Origin of the sequence: Trichlorobacter lovleyi, from assembly GCF_015239775.1 — a bacterium.
Classification (GTDB): domain Bacteria; phylum Desulfobacterota; class Desulfuromonadia; order Geobacterales; family Pseudopelobacteraceae; genus Trichlorobacter; species Trichlorobacter lovleyi_B.
Map to the genome: position 1 here is coordinate 1347110 of NZ_CP058409.1, position 24564 is coordinate 1371673.

At 46.4% G+C, this 24564-nt stretch carries 18 protein-coding genes and 1 pseudogene; all 19 read left to right on the plus strand.

Features of this window, described 5'->3' with window-relative positions; all coding sequences use genetic code 11:
- Positions 1-4: 4 nt before the first annotated feature.
- The gene (locus FY034_RS06175) at positions 5-670 is read left to right on the plus strand and encodes an FKBP-type peptidyl-prolyl cis-trans isomerase (RefSeq protein WP_265554486.1); all 666 of its coding nucleotides are present in this window, start codon (positions 5-7) and stop codon (positions 668-670) included.
- A gap of 19 nt (positions 671-689) precedes the next feature.
- On the plus strand, positions 690-1265 hold the full coding sequence (locus FY034_RS06180; protein WP_265554487.1) for an SCO family protein: 576 nt from the start codon (positions 690-692) through the stop codon (positions 1263-1265).
- Positions 1262-2965, plus strand: coding sequence for an ABC transporter substrate-binding protein (locus FY034_RS06185; RefSeq protein WP_265554488.1), 1704 nt, complete (start codon positions 1262-1264; stop codon positions 2963-2965). The genes FY034_RS06180 and FY034_RS06185 overlap by 4 nt, the downstream gene beginning before the upstream one ends.
- Positions 2966-3315: 350 nt before the next feature.
- Positions 3316-3579 (plus strand): hypothetical protein, encoded by a 264-nt coding sequence (locus FY034_RS06190; protein ID WP_265554490.1) that lies wholly within the window; start codon positions 3316-3318, stop codon positions 3577-3579.
- Between the two features lie 38 nt (positions 3580-3617).
- Positions 3618-8258: an InlB B-repeat-containing protein gene (locus FY034_RS06195; protein ID WP_265554493.1), complete on the plus strand. Its 4641-nt coding sequence runs from the start codon at positions 3618-3620 to the stop codon at positions 8256-8258.
- A gap of 308 nt (positions 8259-8566) precedes the next feature.
- Entirely contained in the window at positions 8567-9268 is a 702-nt protein-coding gene (locus FY034_RS06200; RefSeq protein WP_265554496.1) for a hypothetical protein, read from the plus strand.
- A 240-nt stretch (positions 9269-9508) separates the two neighbouring features.
- On the plus strand, positions 9509-10672 hold the full coding sequence (gene wecB / locus FY034_RS06205) for a non-hydrolyzing UDP-N-acetylglucosamine 2-epimerase (protein WP_265554497.1): 1164 nt from the start codon (positions 9509-9511) through the stop codon (positions 10670-10672).
- A gap of 112 nt (positions 10673-10784) precedes the next feature.
- Positions 10785-12011, plus strand: a complete 1227-nt coding sequence (wecC, locus tag FY034_RS06210) for a UDP-N-acetyl-D-mannosamine dehydrogenase (RefSeq protein ID WP_265554498.1) — start codon at positions 10785-10787, stop codon at positions 12009-12011.
- A gap of 19 nt (positions 12012-12030) precedes the next feature.
- Positions 12031-13332, plus strand: coding sequence for an oligosaccharide flippase family protein (locus FY034_RS06215; protein ID WP_265554499.1), 1302 nt, complete (start codon positions 12031-12033; stop codon positions 13330-13332).
- Positions 13320-14303, plus strand: a complete 984-nt coding sequence (locus FY034_RS06220; protein ID WP_265554501.1) for a nitroreductase family protein — start codon at positions 13320-13322, stop codon at positions 14301-14303. Before FY034_RS06215 ends, FY034_RS06220 begins: the two co-directional genes overlap by 13 nt.
- Positions 14300-15409 (plus strand): polysaccharide pyruvyl transferase family protein, encoded by a 1110-nt coding sequence (locus FY034_RS06225; RefSeq protein ID WP_265554503.1) that lies wholly within the window; start codon positions 14300-14302, stop codon positions 15407-15409. The genes FY034_RS06220 and FY034_RS06225 overlap by 4 nt, the downstream gene beginning before the upstream one ends.
- Before the next feature lie 14 nt (positions 15410-15423).
- Complete coding sequence (locus FY034_RS06230) at positions 15424-16716, plus strand: GH39 family glycosyl hydrolase (RefSeq protein ID WP_265554505.1); 1293 nt, start codon at positions 15424-15426, stop codon at positions 16714-16716.
- Complete coding sequence (locus FY034_RS06235) at positions 16713-18032, plus strand: O-antigen ligase family protein (RefSeq protein ID WP_265554506.1); 1320 nt, start codon at positions 16713-16715, stop codon at positions 18030-18032. Before FY034_RS06230 ends, FY034_RS06235 begins: the two co-directional genes overlap by 4 nt.
- Positions 18029-19126 (plus strand): glycosyltransferase family 4 protein, encoded by a 1098-nt coding sequence (locus FY034_RS06240; RefSeq protein WP_265554508.1) that lies wholly within the window; start codon positions 18029-18031, stop codon positions 19124-19126. Before FY034_RS06235 ends, FY034_RS06240 begins: the two co-directional genes overlap by 4 nt.
- A gap of 156 nt (positions 19127-19282) precedes the next feature.
- On the plus strand, positions 19283-20176 hold the full coding sequence (locus FY034_RS06245; protein ID WP_265554510.1) for a class I SAM-dependent methyltransferase: 894 nt from the start codon (positions 19283-19285) through the stop codon (positions 20174-20176).
- 22 nt (positions 20177-20198) lie between these two features.
- On the plus strand, positions 20199-21365 hold the full coding sequence (locus FY034_RS06250; protein ID WP_265554512.1) for a hypothetical protein: 1167 nt from the start codon (positions 20199-20201) through the stop codon (positions 21363-21365).
- A 343-nt stretch (positions 21366-21708) separates the two neighbouring features.
- A pseudogene (locus FY034_RS06260) lies at positions 21709-21864 on the plus strand (DapH/DapD/GlmU-related protein); the annotation flags it as partial.
- A 70-nt stretch (positions 21865-21934) separates the two neighbouring features.
- On the plus strand, positions 21935-23782 hold the full coding sequence (gene asnB, locus FY034_RS06265) for an asparagine synthase (glutamine-hydrolyzing) (RefSeq protein ID WP_265554514.1): 1848 nt from the start codon (positions 21935-21937) through the stop codon (positions 23780-23782).
- The gene (locus FY034_RS06270) at positions 23779-24555 is read left to right on the plus strand and encodes a WecB/TagA/CpsF family glycosyltransferase (protein WP_322573238.1); all 777 of its coding nucleotides are present in this window, start codon (positions 23779-23781) and stop codon (positions 24553-24555) included. The genes asnB and FY034_RS06270 overlap by 4 nt, the downstream gene beginning before the upstream one ends.
- Positions 24556-24564: the final 9 nt, after the last annotated feature.

Here is a 24564-nt window from a genome sequence, read left to right on the forward strand (position 1 = left end):
TGGTATGAAACTGTTGTTTGCCATGTGTCTGTTGCTTGTTGCCACCCCTGTCTTTGCCGTTGATCCGCCGGCAACCGAAGAACAGAAGACCCTGTATGCCATCGGACAAACCGTATCCCGCCAACTGGCAGTCTTCGGCCTCAGCCCGGATGAATTCCAGTATGTCCTGTTGGGGCTGACCGATGCCCAGTCCGGGAAAAAGGCAGCCATCGATGCATCCGCCTATGCGCTCAAGGTGCAGGAACTGGCCCGGGATCGTCGTAAGGCATTGGGAATCCGGCTGGCTCCACTGGGCGACCAAGCCCTGGCAAAAGCGGCAAAAGAGCCCGGAGCCGTCAAGACAGCCTCCGGTATGGTGTACCAGCCGCTGAAGGAAGGCACAGGAGCCAGTCCGCTTGAATCCGACACGGTCAGAGTGCACTACCGTGGCACCCTCGTGGACGGTAAGGAGTTTGACAGCTCCTACAAAAGAGGCAAACCGTTGGATCTGAAACTATCCGGTGTCATCAAGTGCTGGACTGAAGGGGTGCAGAAGATGAAGGTGGGCGGTAAGGCTAGGCTGCTCTGCCCTCCAGCCCTGGCCTATGCTGAGTCAGGGGCCGGCGAGGCGATACCGCCCCAATCAACGCTTCTGTTCGAGATTGAACTGCTTGAAATAGTCAAAAAGTAATCCACAAGGAGCCACCACCATGAACCGACTGCTTCAATGGATCCTGCCCGCCCTGTTGCTGACCGTCTGCTGCGGTCTGCCGAACCAGGCCTCAGCCGCTGCCAAGACCTACCAGCGTAGCCAGCAACAGTATCAGCTGCCTGATGTGACGTTGGTTAACCAGGACGGCAAGCGGGTCCGCCTGAAAAACATCATCGATACCAATAAGCCGGTGGTTGTTGATTTCATCTTTGGTACCTGCACCACCATCTGCCCGGTACTTTCGGCCGGTTTCATCAACCTGCAGAACCGCCTGGGAGCTGATGCCGCCAAGGTGCATCTGGTGTCGATTACCATTGACCCGGAAAATGATAATCCCAAGGTGCTGAAAGAGTATCTGAAGCGCTATCGTGCCAAGCCCGGCTGGGATTTTTTTACCGGCTCCCGCAAGGATATTGATCTGGTGATGAACTCCTTCGGCGCCTACATCCCCAACAAGATGTCCCACTATGCCGTCACCTTTATTCATGCTCCCAAAAGCACCCACTGGATCAAGCTGTACGGCATCATGAGCAGCACTGAATTTATGGAAGAAGTGCGGAAGGTGGGATTATGAGACAGATACGTGCTATTGCCTGTTTAATGGTCCTTCTCCTTGTAGGGGCTTTTACCGCTGCGCTGGCGGCTGAGCAGCCAGCGAACAGTACGACGGCTGATCTGACTCCGGCCGAACTGCACCGCCTCGGAGAGCGGATCTACCGTGAGGGGATTCTGTCAGATGGGACCCCGCTGCGTGGTTTCATCAGGGGCGATGTGCCGGTGGACAGTACCGTCTTTTCCTGTGCCAACTGCCATACCCGTAGCGGTCTCGGCTCCCTTGAGGGGCAGGTGGCTTCACCGCCGGTTAACGGTCCCAACCTGTTTAAACCACGCTACCTGTACGCGGATTTTGTCAAGAATACCATCTCTGCCAGCAGGGGTAAGAGCCGTCCGGCTACCGCTATCCGTCCGGCCTACACCGACGAAACCCTGGCAGCTGCCCTGCTGGCCGGTGTAAGCGCAACCGGTCGCGATTTTGCACCCATTATGCCCCGTTATGACCTGGGGAATCGGGATATGCAGATCCTGATCAGCTACCTGAAAAACCTCTCGTCCCAGGTCTCTCCCGGTATCACCGATACCACCATGCATCTGGCCACCATTGTTACCGATGATGTCAGCGCCACTGACCGTGCAGCCCTGCTGGCTCCGTTGCAAACCCTGGTCAGCATCAACGAACAGCGCAAGACCCAGCGCAAGGACCAGCGTTTTGCCAAGATGTTCCGGATGCTTGATAACGCCTATTATCGCGATCTTTCAATCAGCACCTGGGAGCTGAAAGGCGAACCGGAAACCTGGCCGGCCCAGCTTGAGGCCTATTACCGGAAAGAGCCGGTTTTTGCGATCCTGAGCGGTATCTCACACCGTTCCTGGCAGCCGATCCACGAGTTCTGTGAACGTCACCAACTGCCGGACCTCTTTCCGGTCACCGATCTGCCGGTGATTAGTGATACTGACTGGTACACCATGTATGCCTCACGGGGGTACTACGGTGAGGGTGAGACTGCCGCCCGCTATGTTGCCTCCCAGGATGAACCGGTCAAAAAACGGCGTCTGCTGCAGATTGTGCTGCAAAGCGAGCAGGGTAAGGCCTTGGCCGCAGGCTTTGATGCCGCCTGGAAGGAATCCGGCAGCCCCGGCAGTGTCAAGACGATCATGTTTGCCGCTTCAACCCCACCGGATGCCAAGCAGCTGAAGGCGCTCTTTGCCGCCCATAAGCCGACAACGGTCTTGATCTGGGGTGGGGAACAGCTGCTGACGTCGCTCCGCCAGTTGTCCGGAATGAAAAAACTACCCCGCATCTACCTCTCAGGCCGTGCCCTTGAAAAGAATCTCAGTGAGATCCCGGAGAACCTGCGTGAAAAAGTTCTGCTGACCTATCCCTTCCGGTTACCTGAGGATGAAAAAGCCTATCGCGGCTTTGCCGATGTCCTGCTGATGAGCAGGCAGAAGATAAAAGATGACCAGCGGATTACCTCACGGACCTTCTCGGCGGTACATATGTTTTTGCAAGGCTTGAAGGAGCTGAAACTCGATTTTTACCGGGACACGCTGCTGGACCAGATCAGTATGCGCCCGGATCAGTATCTGCCTGATTTTGAACGCTACAGTTTTGGTCCGGGCCAGCGTTATGCCTCCAAGGGCTGTTATCTGGTCCAGTTGGGCTCAGGTCCTAAACCACGCCTGATCAAACGTAGTGACTGGGTGGTGTTTTAACCCCGGACCTTTCCTTGGGACACGAGGTGTTGCTGAGTCGATTTCCGGGCAGATTGACAACCGGATAACGAATCAATAGCCGGGATCCACTTGCGTGGAATGCTGAGACAAAGGTCTGTCTCAGCATTCTGCAAGCTGAAACAATCCGTCTCAATCTGATACCAAGAGGCTGAGCGGTGGTGAGACAGAACAGATTAAATTGCAGTGGTTTAGCGATGTTAATAAAAAAGATGCTTTTGGTATCAACTGTGCACATTAGAGGTTGTGTAGTGATGTAGTCAATAAAAGGCACATGTTTAGCCGTGGTACTCAGGCTAACTAACATCTGCGTATCAAAAAGGAGAGAGCATATGGGATACCGTGGCGTTTCAACCAGCATTCTTCTGTTTCTGATGGTTCTGTTGACCCTGCCGGTGGCAGCGTTGGCCCGTCAGGAGGGGCCTAATCCCCACAAGGCCGCCCCCAAAAAACGTATCACTGATGAAATGAGACAGGAAGCTGCCGATGCCCGCAAGGGGATCTCTCCCGAGGCTCGCAAGGCCGCCAAGGCTGCCAAGGCGAAAAAAGTTAAACATCCGGTTGCCGGTCAATCCGCCGGATCGCCGGTTCAATAACGTGCGTCGGACATGAACACCTATCAAGGAGGTCTGGTATGAAACGAAGATACGGCAGTTTGTATGCAATGGTAGCGCTGGCCATTGCGCTGCTGGTGGGGATGGCAGGCATGGGATACGCCACGCCGGCCTATGTGCCCCCGGGCAAGAATCCAGCGAATTATCCGGGGGCAGCTGCGACGCCTTTCTTTGATAACGGCTATCTGGTTCCGGATCTCTTTGGCAGTACGCCAAACTGGAACCTGAGCCCATCGCTGACCAAGTTTGTCAATGAGCTGGCCCCGCTGGGCTGCTCGACAACCAATAACATCGGTCAGTGCCTGCCGGTTGCGGTGCCGGATATTGTGACCTATCCCGGTTCAGACTATTATGAGATCGAGCTGAACCAGTACACGGAAAAGCTGCATACTGAGCTTGGGGCAACGACCCTGCGCGGGTATCGCCAGACCAACAACGGTACCGCCAGCGGTTGTACCGATCCGTCGCTCAATCAGCCCAACCCCTGTACGGTGTCAAACAACACGGTTGTTCCAACCGCGGCCTTCCATTTTCTGGGGCCGGTCATTGTTGCCCAAAAGGACCGCCCGGTACGGATCAAGCTGACCAATAACCTGCCCACCGGCGATGCCGGTAAATTGTTTATACCAACGGATACAACCCTGATGGGATCGGGACGCGGCCCGCTTAAATCAGACGGTACGGCCTGCTCCTTTGTTGATGTCCCCGGTGTCACCACCCCCTTTAAGGAAAACGGGCCTGATTGTGCCAGTTATCCCCAGAACCGTGCTGAAATCCACCTGCACGGCGGTTTGAACCCCTGGATCAGTGATGGAACACCGCACCAGTGGATCACTCCCGCTGCTGAGGTCACCCCTTACAAACGTGGTGCCAGTACCCAGAACGTGCCGGATATGCCTGATCCTGGCGCCGGCGCCGTTACCTACTACTATACCAACCAGCAGAGCGCACGTTTGCTGTTTTACCATGACCATGCCGTTGGCCTTACCCGCTTGAACGTCTATGCTGGTGAGGTGGCTGGTTACCTGATCCGCGATGCCGCTGAAAAGGATCTGATTGATCGTGGTCTCATTCCGGGCACCAAAACGGATGGCACGACTGTGGCCGGTGGTGAGATCCCGCTGATCATCATGGATAAAAACTTTGTTGATCCTGCCACCATTGCCCAGCTGGATCCGACCTGGGCCTGGGGAACCGGTGCAGACAACGGTAACGGTACCAGGGCGCCGGTCAGTGGTGACCTCTGGTGGCCCCATGTCTACATGCCGGCAGAAAACCCGGCTGATATCACCGGTGTCAACCCGATGGGGCGCTGGGTTTACGGCCTCTGGTTCTGGCCCCCCACAACCGGCATACCATATCAGCTGACTCCCAACCCGTACTATGATCCGGCCTGCGAGGCCGGCCCCACGGCCCCCGGCTGTGTGACTGAACATGCCTTTGAACCGCCTACTATGCCCAAGACTCCCAACCCGTCCTGGGTAGCAGAGGCATTTATGGACACCATGCTGGTCAACGGCACCGCCTATCCCACCTTGACCGTTGATCCCAAGGCCTACCGCTTCAGAATCCTGAACGGCGCCCATGACCGTTTTCTTAACCTGCAGTTGTATGAGGCAACCACGACGGTCAAGCAGTGCAGTATTACGGCTGCCGGCAGCGGGTTTGCCGTGGGTGATCTGATCACCTTCCAGGGGGGCCACCGTGCGATTGACAGTACCCACAAGTATCCCCAGGATGCCGAGGCCTCGGTTATGGCAGTCGATGCCGGCGGCGGCATCACGGAAATCAGGATGGATAACTATGGTTCACACTATCAGACAGCACCGGCAAGCATACTGACCGACGGTACCGGCGTAGGCGCAACCTTTGCCTGCACCCTGCAGTCTGACACTGAAGTCGCCATGGTGCCGGCAGTTAATTACCGGGAGTATGGCCGGCTTAACAAACAGTATCTTCCCAATGACAGCCGTGACGGCGGGGTGCCTGACCCAACCACCGTCGGTCCTGACTGGATCCAGATCGGTAGCGAAAGCGGCTTCCTGGCCAAGCCGGTGGTGTTGCCCAACTTCCCGGTTACCTTCCTGCTGGACCCGACCATGTTCAACGTCGGTAACGTGGTTGATGGCACCCTGCGGATGGGGCCGGCTGAACGTGCTGACGTCATCATTGATTTCTGCCAGTACGCCGGTAAGACCCTGATCATGTATAACGATGCACCGGCAGCCTATCCGGCTGCAGTGGCAAATAACGATTATTACACCGGTTCCCCTGACTTACGGGACGCCGGCGGACATGCCGGTGTTGTGCCGGGCATGAGCCCCAACACACGTACCGTGATGCAGATCAAGGTTAACGCAGGTTCCTGCAGCAATTATAACCTGGTTGCCCTGCAGGATGAATTCAAGTCAACGGCCCCGGGTGGCAGTGTCTTCGCCAGATCCCAAGAGCCGATCATCGTTGGCCAAACCTACTACGATGACGTCTATGGCGTTACCTTCCCCTGGAAGGCCCCCAACTGGGGCGTTTCAGAGATCGGTGACAACTATCTGAACTATTATGATCCTACCACTATCCTGGCCAATCCGGCGGTCAGCGCCACCACGACCCATATGGAGCCCAAAGCAATCCATGACGAGATGGGGGCTGTCTATGATGAATATGGCCGGATGAGTGCCCGCTTGGGGGTAGAGGTTCCTCTGTCCAACAACCTGAACCAGACCTTTGTCATGCAGGGGTATATTGATCCACCCACCGAAATCGTGGATGATGGCCAAGTTCAGCTTTGGAAAATCACCCACAACGGTGTAGATACGCACCCGATGCACTTCCACCTCTTTGATGTGCAGGTCATCAACCGGGTTGGTTGGGATGGCTTCAAGCGTCTGCCTGACGACAACGAGCGGGGCTGGAAAGAGACCTTGAGGGTCAGCCCGCTGGAAGACACCATTGTTGCCTTTAGGCCCCGTGCCCCTAAAACTCCCTTTGGTCAGCCCAACAGCATCCGCAAACTGGCCCCTGGTCTGCCCGACGGTACCACCCAGGGCTTTACCAACCTGCAGACAACCGGCCCACAGACCGGTCAGGCCAAGAACCCGCTGGACACCAACGTGGCCTATAACTTTGGTGACGAGTACGTCTGGCACTGCCATATCCTTTCCCACGAAGAGCAGGATATGATGCGGCCGATGCGTTTCAATACCACCAAGACGGTGCCGGATCCGCCGACCGGTGTTGCGGTCAATCCGAGCTTTGAAAATACGTCGAATAATATCACCGTAACCTGGATTGACCCGACCCCGCTGTCTGCCTACAGTGTGGCAGTGCCCGGCAATCCCAAAAATGAGATCGGGTTTGTGATTGAACGTTGTGCCGGCCTCAACTGCTTTGACTTTGCCCCGGTCGGTACGGCCCTGGCCAATGCCACCAGCTACACTGAAACCGCCCTTTCCAGTGACCGTTTCAGTTACCGGGTCCGGGCCTACAATGCAGCCGGTGAGTCAGACGCCCCGTTTGTTGTTAGTACGCATTCGTCGAGTGTTATTGATGGCATCTGCGGTAGCGCCAACAACACCAATGTCTCTGCAATACCTGTCGGGGCAGCACTCTGCTCAGCCGGTAGTGCCACCACGGTAACGGTTAACGGGATCAACCTTAGCTGGGGCTGCAACGGTATCAATTCAACCGTCAATGTGACCTGTTCTGCTGCCATACCGGTCTACACCGTGACCTTTGCTGCAACCCCCGGTGGTGGCGTAGTACAGGGGGCAAACCCGCAGAGCGTTACCTACAACCTCAGCTCAAGTGCGGTGACGGCCGTGCCTAATACCGGCTACCACTTTGTTAACTGGACCGAAGGAGCAACGGTAGTCAGTGCCGTACCGATCCTGACCCTGTTTAATGTGGTCGCTCCCCATACCATAACCGCCAACTTTGCAATTGACACCTTTGTCCTTAACTATGTGGCAGGTGCCGGGGGGATCATTACCGGTACCACTCCGCAGACGATAGACTACTTTGCCAATGCCACAACGGTAACGGCAACGGCTAATGCCGGGTACCTGTTTGTCAACTGGACCGATGAAAACGGCGTCGTGGTGAGTATGCTTCCTGATCTGACGGTGAACAACGTAACCGCAGCTCACACCTATACCGCCAATTTTGTCGGTACCTACACCGTTGCACTAGATCGTTGCGTGACCGGCCCGACCATCGTGGCTGCAGGCTCGGTACCAACCTACAGCTTTGGTGCAGCAGGCTTTGATGTTGCCAGTGTACTGATGAACGGTGTACCGGTCACCGTGACAAATGGTAGCTACACCTTCACAAGCGGTATAGCAGCCAACCAGATCATCACGGCCAGCTATACTCTGAACCCGGCTGCTACCCCCAACTACCTGAAGCTGAGTACGCAGCCGGCTAACGCAACCGGTTATACCACACTACAGGCAGCCTATGCTGCCGCTGCAAACGGCAATGCCATCCAGATGAAGGCAGTTGATATCGCATCCGGTGCATTAACGGCAGACCGTAATATTACGGTTACCCTGCAAGGCGGTTACAATAACGCCTATACCGCCAGCTGCGGCGTAACCAGTGCACAAGGTGGGCTGACCATCGGATCCGGTACGGTCATTGCCGACTATCTGGTCATCAAGTAGAAGTCGCCCCGGCAGGGCTGCTGCATAGGGCCCTGCCGGGGTGATCAAAATGTCGGTAACAGGCAAAGATGTAAGGTGTATGTAAGGTGTACTGATCTACTGTGTGATGCAGCATGTAAAGGGACTCAACATTCAGCATTTAAAATTCAGCATTCATAAATTGCCTTCCCAAGGAGGTGTCTGACCACAAATTTAAGCAAGCAGCTTGACAACATGACATCCTGCGGTATACGTTTATAAGAAATTAATTGCACTTAATCCTAAGGTGCTGAAAAAACAGTTTATTACTCAAACGGGAGGAATAAAAAATGAGAAGCTCAAAATCAATCATGACAGGCGTAGCAGTTTTGGCAGCCTTGGCGTTGCCGATGGTAGCAGGTGCAGCGAATAAACTGGTGGTTAGAAATGCTGGCGATACTTCTGATGCGATGGTGGTGACAGATACAGGTGTGATTGGGATAGGTACATCAACACCAAATGGTGGGGCAATTCATGTGAAAGCTTCTACTTTGCCAGGAAACGTCATAAAAGTGGAAGGGAACGAAGTTACAAATGGTGCTGGTTTTTTAGCGTATCACATTAAGTCCGATGCAACTTTGCCGGGATATTTAAATCGGCTTGGTTTTATGTATTTTGGATCACAAGTGGGCTTTACAACTGTAAACGCGGGCGGGCTGTCTACAGTCGCTGATACACAATGGACTACAACATCAGCACCAGCTTCATTTTTAATTGAGACTACTGGACCTACAGGATTTAGTCGTGAACCAAGAATGCGGATTTCTTCAAACGGAAATGTTGGTATTGGCAATTTTACTTCAGCCATGCCAACTCAGAAATTAGAAGTTCAAGGCGGGCTCAGGCTTGCTACAACCAGTGCCAAGCCAAATTGTTCAATTGCGACTCGAGGTACAATGTGGTTTAGTCAAGGAGGGACTGGTGTTGCTGATACTTTAGGTGTTTGTGCGAAAGATTCATCTGGAAACTACGCTTGGAGAGTTCTTTATTAGGCATTTTCTATATAAGCCTCTTTTCCACAAAGGGCAAGTTAGGCTGACTAGGGTTTGAAAATTGCATCCAAATAAAAATATACCCTATCAATGAGCTAACCATTTTATTAATGTGTTGACTTGGAATTACAAAGCCCTAGATTCTGCTAGGGCTTTGTAATTTGTGGGGAATGTTCTATCGCTTAAATCTGACTAACTCCATGCTTGCTCACTTACATAGACAAGGAACTATTTTGATTCATGACTATTTCTCATATTAAAGTACTAAACGTTTTTGGCACTCGACCTGAAGCAATTAAAATGGCTCCGTTAGTTAAAGCTATGGTAGCGGACCCAATCTTTGAAGTAAAAGTTTGTGTTACTGCTCAACATCGGCAAATGCTTGATCAGGTGCTGAATCTGTTCGGGATTGTTCCTGATTTTGACCTTAATTTGATGCAGCCTGATCAGGATTTAACTGACATTACAGTGGGGGTGTTGCTGGGAGTGGGGGATGTATTAAAGGTATGGCGGCCTGATATAATTTTAGTGCATGGCGATACAACCACCACCATGGCAGCTAGTCTGGCTGCCTTTTACCAAAAAGTAGCTGTCGGGCATGTTGAGGCTGGCTTGCGGACTGGTAATATTTATTCCCCATGGCCGGAGGAAATGAACCGTAAAATCGCCGGCGCAATAGCCACTGTCCATTTTGCCCCAACCAAATCAGCGCACGAGAGTCTAATAAAGGAAGGTGTGTCAGAGCAGTCCATCCATATCACCGGAAACACGGTGGTAGACGCCTTGTTTCATGTGGTTGAACAAATTCACCAAAAAACGACACTCCAGCAAACTCTGGCTAACCAATTTCCTTTCCTTGATCCTAGAAAAAAGCTATTGCTTGTTACCGGTCATCGTAGAGAGAATTTTGGCAACGGTTTTGATAATATCTGTCTGGCTCTCAAAGAACTTGCCCAGCGTAGTGATCTGCAGATTGTCTATCCGGTGCATTTAAATCCTAACGTACAGGAACCTGTACATCGAATATTGGTTGGTTGCTCTGGCGTACATCTGATTGAACCACTTGATTACCTCCCCTTTGTGTACCTGATGTCGCAGGCCTATCTGATTATAACCGACTCAGGGGGGGTGCAGGAGGAAGCTCCCTCACTTGGTAAGCCGGTATTGGTCATGCGAGGCACCACTGAGCGGCCAGAGGCAGTTGTGGCCGGCACGGTCAAGCTGGTAGGGACGGATTCAGCGAGGATTGTAGCAGAAGCGAAGGAGCTGCTGGATAATCATGAGGCGTATAGTCGTATGGCAGAGGCCCATAATCCGTATGGTGATGGCCAGGCTGCTCAAAGAATCATTCAATGGCTTAAAAAGTTGTACCCGAAAACGAACACTGATGAATATAGCGCATGATTGAATACATATAAGGGTGGGTAGCTTGTCCCAAGATGCTGCCCTAGATAAATGGATTTCGTCTAAAATATTTGCTCTTTCGATGAGAAACCAAACGTAAGGAACTCGCGATATGTCCAGTGAAACAATTTCCGTAATTGGCCTTGGCTACATCGGTCTGCCCACTGCTGCTGTCTTTGCCTCACGTAAAAAAAAAGTCATAGGTGTTGATATCAACCCAAAAACTGTTGATACCATCAACCAAGGTAAAATACACATCATTGAACCTGATTTGGACATGGTCGTTCAAGCAGCGGTTGCCCAAGGTTACCTCCGCGCCACTTCAATGCCTGAACCAGCTGACGCCTTTCTCATCGCTGTCCCAACACCTTTTAGAGACGATCACCAGCCGGATCTTAAATATATTGAGTCTGCCAGCAAGGCCATTGCGCCAGTGCTTAAAAAGGGAGATCTGGTCATTCTTGAATCGACCTCACCGGTGTGTGCTACCGAACAGATGGCGGCATGGCTTGCCGAAGTTCGTCCTGATCTTACCTTTCCACAACAATGTGGCGAAGATTCAGACATTCGCGTAGCACACTGCCCGGAAAGAGTACTGCCCGGTAATGTATTACGAGAGTTGGTGCAGAATGACCGCGTCATCGGCGGTATGACAACTAAATGTTCTCAGGCTGCGGTGGACCTCTACAAAATTTTTGTGCAAGGTGAATGTATCATCACCAACGCCCGTACCGCTGAAATGTGCAAACTGACTGAAAATAGCTTTCGTGATGTCAACATCGCCTTTGCCAATGAACTCTCCATGATCTGCGATGATGCGTGTATCAATGTATGGGAGCTGATCTCCCTGGCCAACCGCCATCCCCGTGTCAATATTCTGCAGCCCGGTCCTGGTGTTGGTGGCCACTGCATTGCGGTTGATCCTTGGTTTATTGTCAGCCAAAATCTGGAAGTGGCACGTTTAATAAGGACTGCTCGCGAGGTGAATGATGCCAAGCCACATTGGGTAATAGAAAAGATAAAAGTCAAGGCAGAGCGATTTAAAAAACCGGTTATTGGCTGTTTAGGCATAACCTTCAAAGCAAATATTGATGATATTCGCGAATCACCGGCATTGGAGATTGTGCGCGAGTTGATGACGGCCAGTGTTGGTGAGATTATGGTTTGTGATCCCTATTGTGCTGATGTTGAGATGGAATTTAAACTGTATGGTTTGCAGGAGCTTTTGGCAAAAGCAGATATTCTGGTAGTGCTTGTAGATCATGATGAATTTAAGAGGATTGATGTAGGGATGTTGAAGGAAAAGGTGGTTATAGATACGAGGGGTGTGTGGCAGTAGATTAAGTCACCAATGACTAATGGATAATACAACGAAAGCAATTAAATCAGTGTCATTGCTCTGGCTAGGGTCATTATTGGGGAGCGGTAGTACTTTTGTTATATATATGGTCCTAGCCAGAAAGCTTGGTCCTGAACATTTTGGTCTTTTCTCTTCAAGTCTTGCCTTGGCAACAGTCTTTACTCTTCTAGCTGGCTTTGGTATTTCACAATTTTGGCTTAAAGTATTTGGAAAAGATGGTTGGAATGGTTTGTGCTGGGTTTCTGCATCTTTAAAATTTGTATATATAACTGTTATTATAGTTTTTTTATTGATGTTAATTTGGAGTTATTTCGGGCCACATGATAAGCTGAACCGCTATATAATTATAATTTTATTTTTTTACATACTTGGTCAATTGAGTGTAGATCTTGTCAGTTCTAAGCTGCAACTAGAGGAAAACTATATTGCTTTGGCCTTGTGGCAACTACTGCCAAACTTAACTCGCCTATTGATTGTGGCGTATGTAGCTTATTTAACAGCCTACACATTGAATCCAATTGATGTAGCAATTATATATTCTTTTGTCGGTGTAGTTTTTTTAGTAGTTGGACTATTTCATATATCAAATTTTAAAAAAGGTGCTTTTAAGCTCAAAGGTCATGGTGCGATAAGCTGGAATCGTGACTGCACATACAGGGTTAAAAATGTCTTTCAAGAGTGTTGGCCATTTGGAATGGCGTCATTTTTAGCATTTATTTACGTTCAAAGTACTATTATTATGGTTAAGTATCTATGTAATGATACAGAGGCCGGATATTACAATATAGCATTTGTGATATTGACTTCAGTTATGATTTTGCCAACTGTTCTCTATCAAAAATATTTTTTGCCAAAATATCATCGTTGGGCAATTCATGATAGAGATAAATTTTATATCGCATATAGAAAAGGCAACTTTGCAATGTTGCTGTCAGGCTCTATTCTTACAGTCGTTTTACTGATAATTGCAGATTGGTTGATAGTATTTTTGTTTGGTGGTGGTTATGGACCATCATTGGCACCTACAAAAATATTGGCCTTTGCTGTTCCTATTTATTTCCTGTCGTACAGTATTGGTGCGACTTTAGTCACACAAGAGCATATGCGAGTGAAGGTTAAATTGATGTGTGTTGTTGCTATGGTTAATATAATTTTAAATTTAAGCCTGATACCATTGTATTTGTCTATAGGTGCGGCTATTTCTACGCTTTTTAGTAATATATTATTGTTAATTTTGTACTATATGACAGCGCAAAACAAAGTTTTTGTCAGAAGGGAATGTTCAAAATGTGGAATTTAATAAGGCCCTATATAAGAAGAGGTTATAGGGTTTATGATGGCCTTTTCGGATTCATCTATGATTCGTTGCGTTTTGTAAGGTTTGGTGGTTGGCCTGAAGATATGACTGACCCTGACCAAAGAATGTACAACATAATAATGATTTATCACGGTTTAGAAAAAAGCTTAAGCTATAAGCAGCGCAACATCACCTCTGGTTGGCGGCAAGCGAGTTTGCTTATGCAATTGTTAAAAATATCGAACGATGCCGGACAAGTCACCTGCCATGATAAAGCCGCAAAGCAAGTTCTTGAAAAGTTTATTAGTCTTCCAGAGAATGTGGATATCGAGAAATCGTTAAAAATTAAACTGCAATTAAAAGAATTAAATTTCTTTGACGAGGCGAATCATGGTGTTAAGGAGTTGACGGTTGCAGATTTTAGAAAAGGGGTGTTGGAATCACCTGAAGATTTTTTTTGTTCCAGATATTCATTAAGGGAGTTTAAGGAGGAAGTCGTTTCTGAATCACTTATAATGAGGGCGGTTAAACTAGCACTTAAAACCCCTTCAGTTTGTAATCGCCAAGCCTGGTGTATTTATCATACTTCAGATAGTGAAGTAAAAAACATGGTTCTCAAATATCAAACAGGTAACAGGCCTTTTGGTGAAAGGGCGCCAAATCTATTGCTCATCACTACCGACCTTAAAGCTTTTTTTGCAGGTAGTGAGCACTACCAACATTGGATAGATGGTGGTTTGTTGGCGATGTCTCTTATGTATGCCTTACATTCACTCGGTTTGGCTAGTTGTGCATTGAATTGGAGTCAGAAGCCGGTTGTGGATATGAAATTCAGAAAGCATTTAAGCATCAAACCAAATCATACAGTAATTTTGGTTTTGCTTGTGGGGTTTCCGGATGAAAATAATAAAGTTTGTGTGTCTTTAAGGCGCTCTATTGAAGAAGTTTTTACTACTTTAGAGATAAAGTCATGAAAATCGCACTCATTACCATACACCGCACCGCTAACTACGGTGCAGTCCTACAGGCCTATGCTACTAAACTAGTGCTATCCAGATATGGCGAAGTTAGTACTATCGATTACGACAATAGACATTTGGCTCATCACCTCGACCTGATACGCTTTGACGTATCTTTGCGGGGAATAATGATGCTGGCTCACGATATTTTACGATTTCCCTACCGTATTAATGCCGTTTCAAAGTTCCGTAAATTTATACGCGAAAACATGAACTTAACACTTAAACTAACAAGCAAAGAGTTACTTGAGGGCAAAGCGGGAGACTTTGATGCTTACGTATGTGGCAGCGACCAGATATGGAACCCAGAAATTGTCAGTAGTGATACAAAAATAGATCCTATTTATTTCCTATCCTTTGCTCCAAAATGTCGAAAAAAAATATCCTATGCATCTAGTATTGGCCACCATCACTACAGCGATGATGAAAAACAGGAGGTTCGAAAGCTACTTGATGACTTCGAAATGATCTCAACTCGTGAAAACGACGGAGTGAAAAAACTCGCTGAAGTTTTTCCTGGGAGAGAGATACACCACGTGCTTGATCCAACCCTTATTCTCTCAAAAGAGGAATGGCTCGAGGCCTTTAATTTTAAGTCCCAAAAACAAAAAGAGAAATATATTTTAGTCTACTCAGTACCACGAACTGAATTAATTATAAAGGCAGTAGATTTTTTTGCAAAAAAATTAGGGTTTAAAGTTGTCGCTATCGACCCCATGCTTTTTCCACTTACAAACGTTGACAAACATATAAGAACCGCCGGTCCAAAAGAATTTATAGAGCTCTATGCCAATGCCGAGTTTGTAATCACTGACTCATTCCATGGCACCTGCTTTGCGGTAAATTTAGGAAAGCCGTTTGTTGCGGTTTCTCCAGGGAGTAGAGCAAATAGAATAATTAGTCTGCTCACCCTGTTGGGTATCAACGAGAGACTTGTTACAACTGAAAGCGAGTTTGAATCTATCAGTCTGATTTTAGATATCGAAAGTGTTTCGACAAAGCTAGGCCATGCTCGAAATAAATCAAAAAACATCTTGGCGGGTTACATAAGTAAGTCGTAGAAAGGAAGAGATTTATGCTGAAGTATTTATTAAAAATCATAGTGAAGATTCATATCGCGCTAGCATTGTTTTTGTTCTTTCCATATATTACCTCAGTGCAAGCTGCTGATCTAGCTTGGCATCGTTTTCAAGTTGGTTTTAATCTGGGTTATCCTGACCGCGTGCATTATTTTGATCCGGCTTTGAAGGAAATTGAACGCCTTGGTGTTAGAAATGTACGTATATATGAAGTGTTCGATGGTCAGCGCGGCAACGAGTATCAGGTGCGGTTAAAAAAAGCATTAGACATTGTCTTAAAATATAATATGCACCCATTGATCAATATTTCTAATTTTCATGCCCGTCTGCAACCACATGGTGCAGATAGAGAGCAACTGACTGAAAAGATACCACTGGGGGTTCGAAAACAACTTGAAAAAAATCTGACTTATACTAACCGATTCCCCCCCAGTGACTTAGATGGATATCGATCTAGTATTAACGAATTTATTAGCTTTTTGTTTAACACATATGGCAAAGAAAAGGTTCAGACGTGGTTGTTTGAGATTGGCAACGAGCCAGATGCAGCTTTGTATTTCTGGGGGAGTAGTGACCAATTTGCCAAACTTTACAGTGTTGCAGTAGAGGTGCTTAAGGGCAGAGGTATTCACAATGTTGGGGGCGCTGGGACAACTCAACACCCAGTATTTATGGATGACAATCGGGAAGCCACTGCATCGTACAATATTTTTATGAAAAAACTATCGCAAAGTACTGCATCAAATGGCTTTCTGTCTTTCCACTGCTATGAACGATTAAACGTAACACAAACACCGCTTGAAGGGCTTCCACGTTGGCTTTCTAACAGTGCTACTCAAGTATTTATTACAGAATGGAATGTTTCCTCTCGGAGTGAGGTCGCAGCGAAAACGTTTGCTAAACCAGGTGCTTGGGGAGCTTCGTTCATTTATTTACTTGCCGACTGTGCAAACTATGGAGTTGATAGGTTGTATTTATTTGATTTAATGGACTATGCACCACAAACTTCCAAACAAGCAGGATTGGGCATTTTTGATCGAGATGGTAAAGCTAAATCTTGGTATCGAGATTTTACAGCGATATTTGATGTTGTTCGGGATGGGTATCGGTTAGTTAAAAAGGAAGGAATTATCATTTTGGAGGGAAGGAATGGACAACGTATCTTCTTGCCATATGATCATGAGTTGGTGATTGCTTCACCAGTTGTATATGCCCCCGATGGACAATCCTTTGCAACAAAAAAAATCCAGCAAGGCGGATGGATAATTGTGTCAGATAAACTAAAATGAGTGCGCTAGCAGTATCAACTTCGGTATTTAAATGGCAAAAGAAGTGGCTGTGGCTCGCTACTTTACTACCTCTACTTTTTATTTCCGATATCTTGTATGGCGGTTTGGAATATTATGGCATTCAATTCCAGGTTACGCCTGGAGTTGTGTTGCGTGGTATGGTCGTGTTAATAGCGATTTATATGACTATGCATTATTGGCATCTTGTAGATAAGCCTCTTCTTATATGGATAACGTTTATGAGCTTGTCCGTACTGCCAAGCATTTTAGTGGGAATATTCCGTGGGGGAAATTTCTTTTATGATGTTTCAGCACTTTCTAAAGTGCTTTACTTACCACTTGTTACAGGTCTTTTTGTTGCTCTCGTTAAAGTATATGATCTCCGTATGGACGATATTCTAAGATTCATAGAGTACGGGGCTTATGTTCTGGGTGTTAGCTTACTAATTTCGCAGAAACTAGGCATTCAGAAACAAACCTATGGTGATTATGCGTTCGGTAGTACCGGTATTTTCTATGCCCAAAATGACATGACGCTGGCATTGGGCTTGGGACTATTGTCGGGTGGCTATCTTTTCGTTATGATGAGATTTTCCTGGCTGCGTTTATGGCTGTTAGCAATGAGTTCCTTTGCGTGTGTGCAGATAGGAACTCGCGCCTCGTTAGCAGCTGTAGTTGGTACTGCGCTCACTGCTATTCTCTGTGTGATTTGGGGAAAAACGGAAGGAAGAGGAATCGGAGCTGCGGATCGCATAAAGAAGTGGCTGGCTGGTTTTTTCATGCTCGTTATAATGTCAGGCATTTTGGTGTATGGACTAACTAAACAACAAGAGTTTAGTTATCAACAGCAAAAGCTGGAAGAGGTCGCATCAGGAGATTTTCCTCGTTTACTATTGGTTTTAGCGGGTGCTGAGCAAATCTCCAATCGTGCAGCTATTTTTGATTTTGTGGGAGAAGGAGCAGATGCGTTTCAGCGTGGTGTAGCACGATATTTTCCAAAAGCTGAAAAAAAGCGCATGGTCGAGGTTGATTGGATGGATATCTTTGGCGGATACGGCATTGGTTTTACAATATTGATTCATTTGTTCGTCGTGTTGGTATTGTTAAAATCCTCTCTCCGTTTTGTTATTAAGCGTGGTTCTTGTTATGGTCTTATTGCTGCAGCTACTTTGTTTTACTTAGGTCATTCGGCTATAGCTGGCCATGCATTGACAAGCCCAATTCCATCCACGCTTATGGCAGGGTATTTATCTATCTTTTTTACGAATAAAGTGTTTTCAAGTTCACATGATTTTAATGTAAATACATCTGAATGATTGACAAACTGCATGTGATAGTAGTTGGGACTTGTGTGACATCGAAAAGTGGTGGGATTGCAAATGCTTTGCCAGGGTATTTCCATGCACTTCATCAGGGAGGCATTTCGTTTGAGTTTTTGCCGACACATCACCCAACGGCTTGGGGTGGTAAGTGGCGTTTCTTGCTCGCTTCTATTCTGAAAATTTTGCAACACATTCGATGTGCACGTTATACTGGCAAAAAAATAATTATTTATGCGCACGTTGGAGGTGGTATGCCATCATTTGTGCGCAAAGCCATACTATCATTAATTGTCAAATTTTTGGGCGTTCCGGTTGTTATGCAATTGCATGGAGTCACGATAATAAGATATTTAGCTTCCCCATTTGGGCGTTTTTTTTTCCAGACAGCCGTAAGTTTGTCTTCCGTACTTTGCGTGTTAACGCCATGGTGGGAAAATTTACTTCTTTCTGCCGGTATTGACAGACCCTTGTTTGTCGTGCCTAATCCACTGGAAGAGGGGTTGGAACAAATTGCATATTCACCAATTTCCAGTGAGTCCAATAAAAACGTATCGATACTTTCAATGACTCGACTTGAAGCGGGCAAAGGAGTGGATGTAGTTATAGAATCTTTGTCTTTCCTGCCCGATTCTGTGCGACTTATTATTGCCGGAACTGGTAGTTTGTTGCCCACTCTAAAAAAGAGTGTGGTTGAGCTTGGACTCGAAGAACGTGTGACTTTTGTTGGGTGGGTGGGGGGCGCTGACAAGTTGCGCCTGTTGCGTGAGGCAGATATTTTTTGTTTACCAAGCAGTTATGATTCTTTCGGTATGGTCTTTGTTGAGGCGATGGCTCATGGACTACCTGTTATTGCACTTGATTGGGGGCCGATCAATGATATTGTGTCAGATGGTGTGTGTGGTATTTTAATCAAGCAGGCCGAACCGGAATATTTTGCAAGAGCCGCTATCAAACTGGTCTGTGATAATAAATTACGTACTCGAATGGGGATTAACGGACAAATTTGGGTGCGCGAGCAATTAGGGGCAAAGGTGATTGGCGAAAAGTTACGTAAAATAATGTTTTTTGTGTTTGATAAAACTTATTAATTGGGGCTGTCCACTGCTGTCCCGTCGCCATAGTGCGAATGGCTGCATCAGTCCTGAAGCATTTGAGATGCAACAAGCCGCTTAACTACATGTCCGCTTTTCGCGGGCAGGATCACCTTAAAAACTGCAATCACTTCAATACGAGGAGGTCTACCTATGAGTTATGAACCAAATTTAAAAGATGTAGAAAAGTTCTGGTCTGCAAACCCTTGTGGTTCTGATAACAGTATATTAGCCGAACGCAAGGCATATTTTAATGAAATAGAGCGGAAACGCTATGATTTTATTCGCCATATTCCCATTATCGCGAGATTTAACGAGTTCACAAATAAAAAAGTTCTTGAGGTTGGTTGTGGAGTTGGCACAGATGGGCGACAGTTTGCTAAAAATGGTGCGATTTATACAGGTATCAATCTGGATGAAGGTTCAGTATCGCTTGCAAAAGAGGCGTTTTTAGTATTTGGTCTTTCCGGGGAAATAAGGAAGATGAATGCAGAACAAATGGAGTTTGAAAATGCAATCTTTGATCATATTTATTCTTGTGGAGTAATTCATCATAGCCCGAATACAGAAAAAATCGTATCTGAAATGTTTCGTGTGCTCAAACCCGGGGGCACCATTCATGTCATGATATATAACCGTACGTCAATAAACTACTATTTTGAGATTATGTTTTTAAGGAAAATTTTCAGATATTTGCTTCTGCCTCCCACTGCACCTAAAATAATATCGACAATCACTGGCTTCAGCGAATACAAGTTACGCCGACATCAAGAAATACTCACAGGAGAGCATATGAACAAACAGAAGTGGTTGTCAATTAACACTGATGGACCAGACTGTCCGCTCGCCAAAGTATATTCAAAACAGGAGGCTCAAAAACTTTTTGAAAATAGCGGATTTAAAGATATTGTCAACTATGTGAGGTTTTTTGATAAATCACATTATAGTCATCTCGGTAAATTGATACCTGATTCTTTTGCGGAACAAATTGGAAAACTGTTTGGTTGGTGTCGCTGGATAGAAGCCCGCAAACCACCAGCCTGTTGAATTTGAGTCAGCGGATACGACAATGAACCTCCATCTGATTAAAAATATTTGCATTCAAAAAGATCTAACTACCTACGACCCGTATGACATCTGGAAATCTCATCTCGGACTCGAAGTTAAGGCACTATTTAATCGTAGTCGTATGATCGGCATTCTTCCGGCAGCATTTTTGATGATGTTTGATCATTTTATCAACAATTCTTTGCGAATTGGGTATAGGAAGCAGGAATACCCAATGGTTCGCGCATTGGCCGCACTTGCTCTTCTCGCGAGCTACAAAAAAGAGAATAACCGGATTCTCTTGGATGCAGCAAAGTACCATATTGATAGCCTTGTATCCATTTCTTCGCACGGCTATAGCGGTTTTTGCTGTGGCATGAATGCTCCCTGGTCGTCAAAAAATGGACGATATCCTGAAGCGATGCCGTATTCCACTAACACCCCCTATGCCTTAGAAGCGCTCATCCGATACAGTGAGCTGGCTAAGTCCAACGAATATGATACACTAATTTCCAGTGTGTTTTGTTTTTTGGAGAAAGACCTGCTTGTAATGCATGAGGACGCTATATCTCTGGCCTTAAGTTATGCGCCGGTTTACGAACCACGAATTGTTATAAATGCTAACAGTTATTCCATGTTCATGTATGCACTGCTTTTGGTCTATCTGCCACAGCACCGAGACTACATTGTTGATAAAATTAAAAAACTTTACTGCTATATCATTGATAGGCAGGCTGATGACGGTAGTTGGGAATATTATGCCGACTCACTACCGGGTAATTTTACTGATTGCTTTCACAGCTGTTTCATACTAAAAAATATAATTAAGACTAGCAGGATTGTACCGCTGAATGCTGCCAATGACATAGTCAAGAGAGGGTATACTTTTCTTACTAATAAACTATATGACCCTGCAACCCGTCTATACAAGCGTTTCGCTAAGACTGATAAACTTGGTCTGGTAAAATATGATCTGTACGATAATGCGGAGATGCTGGCTCTGGCGGTTATGCTGGGTGACATGAAAACCGCTGCTGATCTAATCGATCAGATTGAGCGTAACTTCATCAAGGATAATAAAATTTATTCTGTGATTGATCGATTCGGTTTCAGGCGTAACAGTAATATGCTGCGTTGGGCAGTTATGCCTTATGTAAATGCGCTTTCGGAGTATTGCGCTCATGAATAGATTAAAACTTGTTTTGTATTATTTGATAATTTCCAGACTACCACATTCACGATTATTGCCGGTGTGCAACAAAATCAGAGTTTGGTATGTTTCGAAAATACTCGGCATCGTATCGTCCGGAAAGATTGATTATTTTGAACCCTGTATTTATATCGGTAATGGCTCTAACGTGACAATCGGTAAAGACTGTCAAGTAAATGAAAATGTGTTTATTCAAGGCGCCATAATCGGAGACTATGTCATGATTGCACCAAATGTTGCGATCTTGACTGCAACTCACAATTACACTGATATTGCCAAGCCAATGGTATATCAAGGTGAAGAAAAAGGCGTTACACCTGTTATTGAAAATGATGTCTGGATTGGCAGGAATGTGATAATTATGCCTGGTGTGCGATTAGGTATGGGAAGTATTATTGGTTCTGGTGCCGTAGTTACAAAGGACGTAGAACCATATTCAATAATGGGCGGAGTTCCAGCTCGGTTGATAAGGAAGAGAACATAAACGTGAAAAAATCAAATATAATTCAATGCAAATGCTTTGTTTTCTGCTTTGATGGTTATCCGTCATGTGTGGCATAGCCGGCTATGCTGGACTCTTCTATCAGCTAGGCAATACCTCCGATGTTTTAGAAAAATTACAACACCGTGGTCCGGATGATCGTGGGTCGGTTGAGTTATCAATTGCAGGAAAAAAGGTGTGGCTTGGACAAACACGCCTTTCCATTCTTGACTTAAGCCCAGCAGGGCATCAACCAATGACCAGTAAAGACGGACGCTGGTGGGTGACATATAACGGTGAAATTTACAATCACCTCGATATCAGGAAAACTCTCGATGGCCCATTTAGCGGACACTCCGACACTGAAACCTTGGTGGAGGGACTCAGCCAATGGGGGATTGATCGGCTTTTATCAAAGTTGAATGGCATGTTTGCCTTTTGTGCGGTTGATATACAGGCAGAAAAAATGTATCTCGTCAGAGATCCATTCGGTATCAAGCCCCTGTACTATATCGATACCGGTACAGCATTTTTCTTCGCCTCTGAAGTCAGAGCGCTTCGTAGTATGCCTAACGCACCTATAGCAATTGATAATGAATCGCTCCAGACGTTTCTTACTCTTCGATATGTTCCTTCTCCACGCACACTTTGGGAAAACATTCAACGCCTTCCGGCGGGTCACTGTCTTGTTCATGACCTAGCAACCGCTTCAACAAGACTGAACTGCTACATACAGCCAACCTGCGACAAATTTCAAGGTACTATTGATGAGGCTGTTATAGCATACCACGAGCAGCTGAGTTTTGCTGTGCAGAGACAACTTCTTTCCGATGTCCCTGTTGGAATACTGCTTTCAGGTGGAATAGATTCTGCCCTTGTTGCGGCTTTGGCCAAGGAGCGAGGCCTTATGCTCCCCTGCTTTTCAGTCGGATTTGGCAGTACGCATAAAGAATGTGAACTTAATGATGCTGCAGAAACTGCATCTGTGTTGGGTTTTTCTCACATACCGGTTACTGTCTCGGCGGATGAACTGTGGGATGCTGTCCCAAGGATTGTTGCATCAGTAGAAGAACCTTTAGGTACGACATCCATATTACCTATGTGGTATCTGGTTCGTAAAGCCCGTGAAAATGTTACGGTGGTGCTGACCGGACAAGGAAGTGATGAGCCGTGGGGAGGTTACACACGATATCAATCTGAAATAGTCAGAAATCTGTTGCCATTTCAAGGTATTTGGGCTGGAGTAACCTCTTTTGCTGCAAAATTTCCGAACTTGCCAGAATTTGCCGAACGAGCTTTTCGTAGTATGCCTTTGTCTGATATTGCAACTCGTTTTGAAGAGGCATACGCTTTATTTTCATCGGTTGAACGACAAATGCTTATCGGTGATTCAGGCGATGGCAATGCCAACAAAGATATCGGCAGGTGGCTGAAATGGCTGGAACCGACTAAGTGTCAACCGGTTGAGCAAATGATGCGAATTGACAGCAGAATGAATCTTTCAGATGACCTACTTATTTATGGTGATAAAATTTCAATGGCCACTGCGCTTGAAACGCGTGTGCCAATGCTTGATATTGAGCTTGTGAGGTTTATTGAATCGTTACCGATTGAATATCGTGTCGGTTTGGGAACCAGAAAAATTGTTCACAAAAAGATGGCTCAATCATTTCTACCACATTCGATTGTGCATCGAAAAAAGAAAGGATTTCAGGTCCCTTTTGGCACTTGGATTCGTGGGGAGTGGCAAGATCGAGTAAGTGCTGTTCTTTTCGAAGCCAATTCTCCCTACTCTACGATAATAAATATCAATGCAGTCAAAAAACTTTGGGATGGTCATCTGCGTGGCGCTTACGATAACAGTAGAAAGTTGTATGCGCTGTTTATATTAGCAATCTGGTGGAAGCAACAGTGAAAGATATAGTTTCTGATAAAAAAGAAGTTGTTTTTTTTGGCGTGGGAATTAATCCATGGACAATGAATAAGACGGTGGATTTTATTGAACATGGGATTGATAATAATAAATTTATTCAACATGTCGTTGTAAATGTTGCGAAAATTGTCAACGCGCAGTGTGATCCTGAACTAAAATCTTCGATTGAAGCTTGCAATATAGTGAACGTTGACGGCATGGGAGTGGTCTGGGGGGCACGTTTTATTGGCTTAAAAGTGCCTGAACGAGTTGCTGGTGTGGACCTTTTCTGTCGCCTGATTGAACTGTCTCAGTATAAAGCCTATCCAGTATTCCTGCTTGGAGCAACTCAGGAGGTTATTGAAAAAACGGTTGTCAATCTGAAAATGCAATTTCCTGGCTTAAATATTGCCGGTTGCCATCACGGCTATTTTTGGGGCTACGAAGAAAATGTGGTTGGTATTATTAAGAATTCAGGAGCTAAGCTGCTTTTTGTAGCTATAACGTCCCCCAAAAAAGAAAATTTCATCAATCGATGGCGAGACCACCTCGGTGTTAACTTTGTTATGGGAGTTGGCGGTACGTTTGATGTGGTGGCAGGGAAGATCAAACGTGCCCCACTTTGGATGCAGAAAGCTGGCTTGGAATGGTTTTATCGGGTAATTCAGGAGCCAAATCGTATGTGGAAACGCTATCTATTAACAAACACCAAATTTCTTTTTATGCTGTTACATGAAAAATTTGTAAAATGGCCGAAGATGCACCCTAGAAAATGACCCACTGTC

Coding starts and splice junctions, on each gene's coding strand:
- FY034_RS06200 (WP_265554496.1), top strand. CDS start 8,567: ATGAGAAGCTCAAAATCAATCATGACAGGCGTAGCAGTTTTGGCAGCC.
- FY034_RS06185 (WP_265554488.1), top strand. CDS start 1,262: ATGAGACAGATACGTGCTATTGCCTGTTTAATGGTCCTTCTCCTTGTA.
- FY034_RS06250 (WP_265554512.1), top strand. CDS start 20,199: ATGAACCTCCATCTGATTAAAAATATTTGCATTCAAAAAGATCTAACT.
- FY034_RS06215 (WP_265554499.1), top strand. CDS start 12,031: ATGGATAATACAACGAAAGCAATTAAATCAGTGTCATTGCTCTGGCTA.
- FY034_RS06230 (WP_265554505.1), top strand. CDS start 15,424: ATGCTGAAGTATTTATTAAAAATCATAGTGAAGATTCATATCGCGCTA.
- FY034_RS06220 (WP_265554501.1), top strand. CDS start 13,320: ATGTGGAATTTAATAAGGCCCTATATAAGAAGAGGTTATAGGGTTTAT.
- wecB (WP_265554497.1), top strand. CDS start 9,509: ATGACTATTTCTCATATTAAAGTACTAAACGTTTTTGGCACTCGACCT.
- FY034_RS06180 (WP_265554487.1), top strand. CDS start 690: ATGAACCGACTGCTTCAATGGATCCTGCCCGCCCTGTTGCTGACCGTC.
- FY034_RS06225 (WP_265554503.1), top strand. CDS start 14,300: ATGAAAATCGCACTCATTACCATACACCGCACCGCTAACTACGGTGCA.
- wecC (WP_265554498.1), top strand. CDS start 10,785: ATGTCCAGTGAAACAATTTCCGTAATTGGCCTTGGCTACATCGGTCTG.
- FY034_RS06235 (WP_265554506.1), top strand. CDS start 16,713: ATGAGTGCGCTAGCAGTATCAACTTCGGTATTTAAATGGCAAAAGAAG.
- FY034_RS06240 (WP_265554508.1), top strand. CDS start 18,029: ATGATTGACAAACTGCATGTGATAGTAGTTGGGACTTGTGTGACATCG.
- FY034_RS06190 (WP_265554490.1), top strand. CDS start 3,316: ATGGGATACCGTGGCGTTTCAACCAGCATTCTTCTGTTTCTGATGGTT.
- FY034_RS06245 (WP_265554510.1), top strand. CDS start 19,283: ATGAGTTATGAACCAAATTTAAAAGATGTAGAAAAGTTCTGGTCTGCA.
- FY034_RS06175 (WP_265554486.1), top strand. CDS start 5: ATGAAACTGTTGTTTGCCATGTGTCTGTTGCTTGTTGCCACCCCTGTC.
- asnB (WP_265554514.1), top strand. CDS start 21,935: ATGTGTGGCATAGCCGGCTATGCTGGACTCTTCTATCAGCTAGGCAAT.
- FY034_RS06195 (WP_265554493.1), top strand. CDS start 3,618: ATGAAACGAAGATACGGCAGTTTGTATGCAATGGTAGCGCTGGCCATT.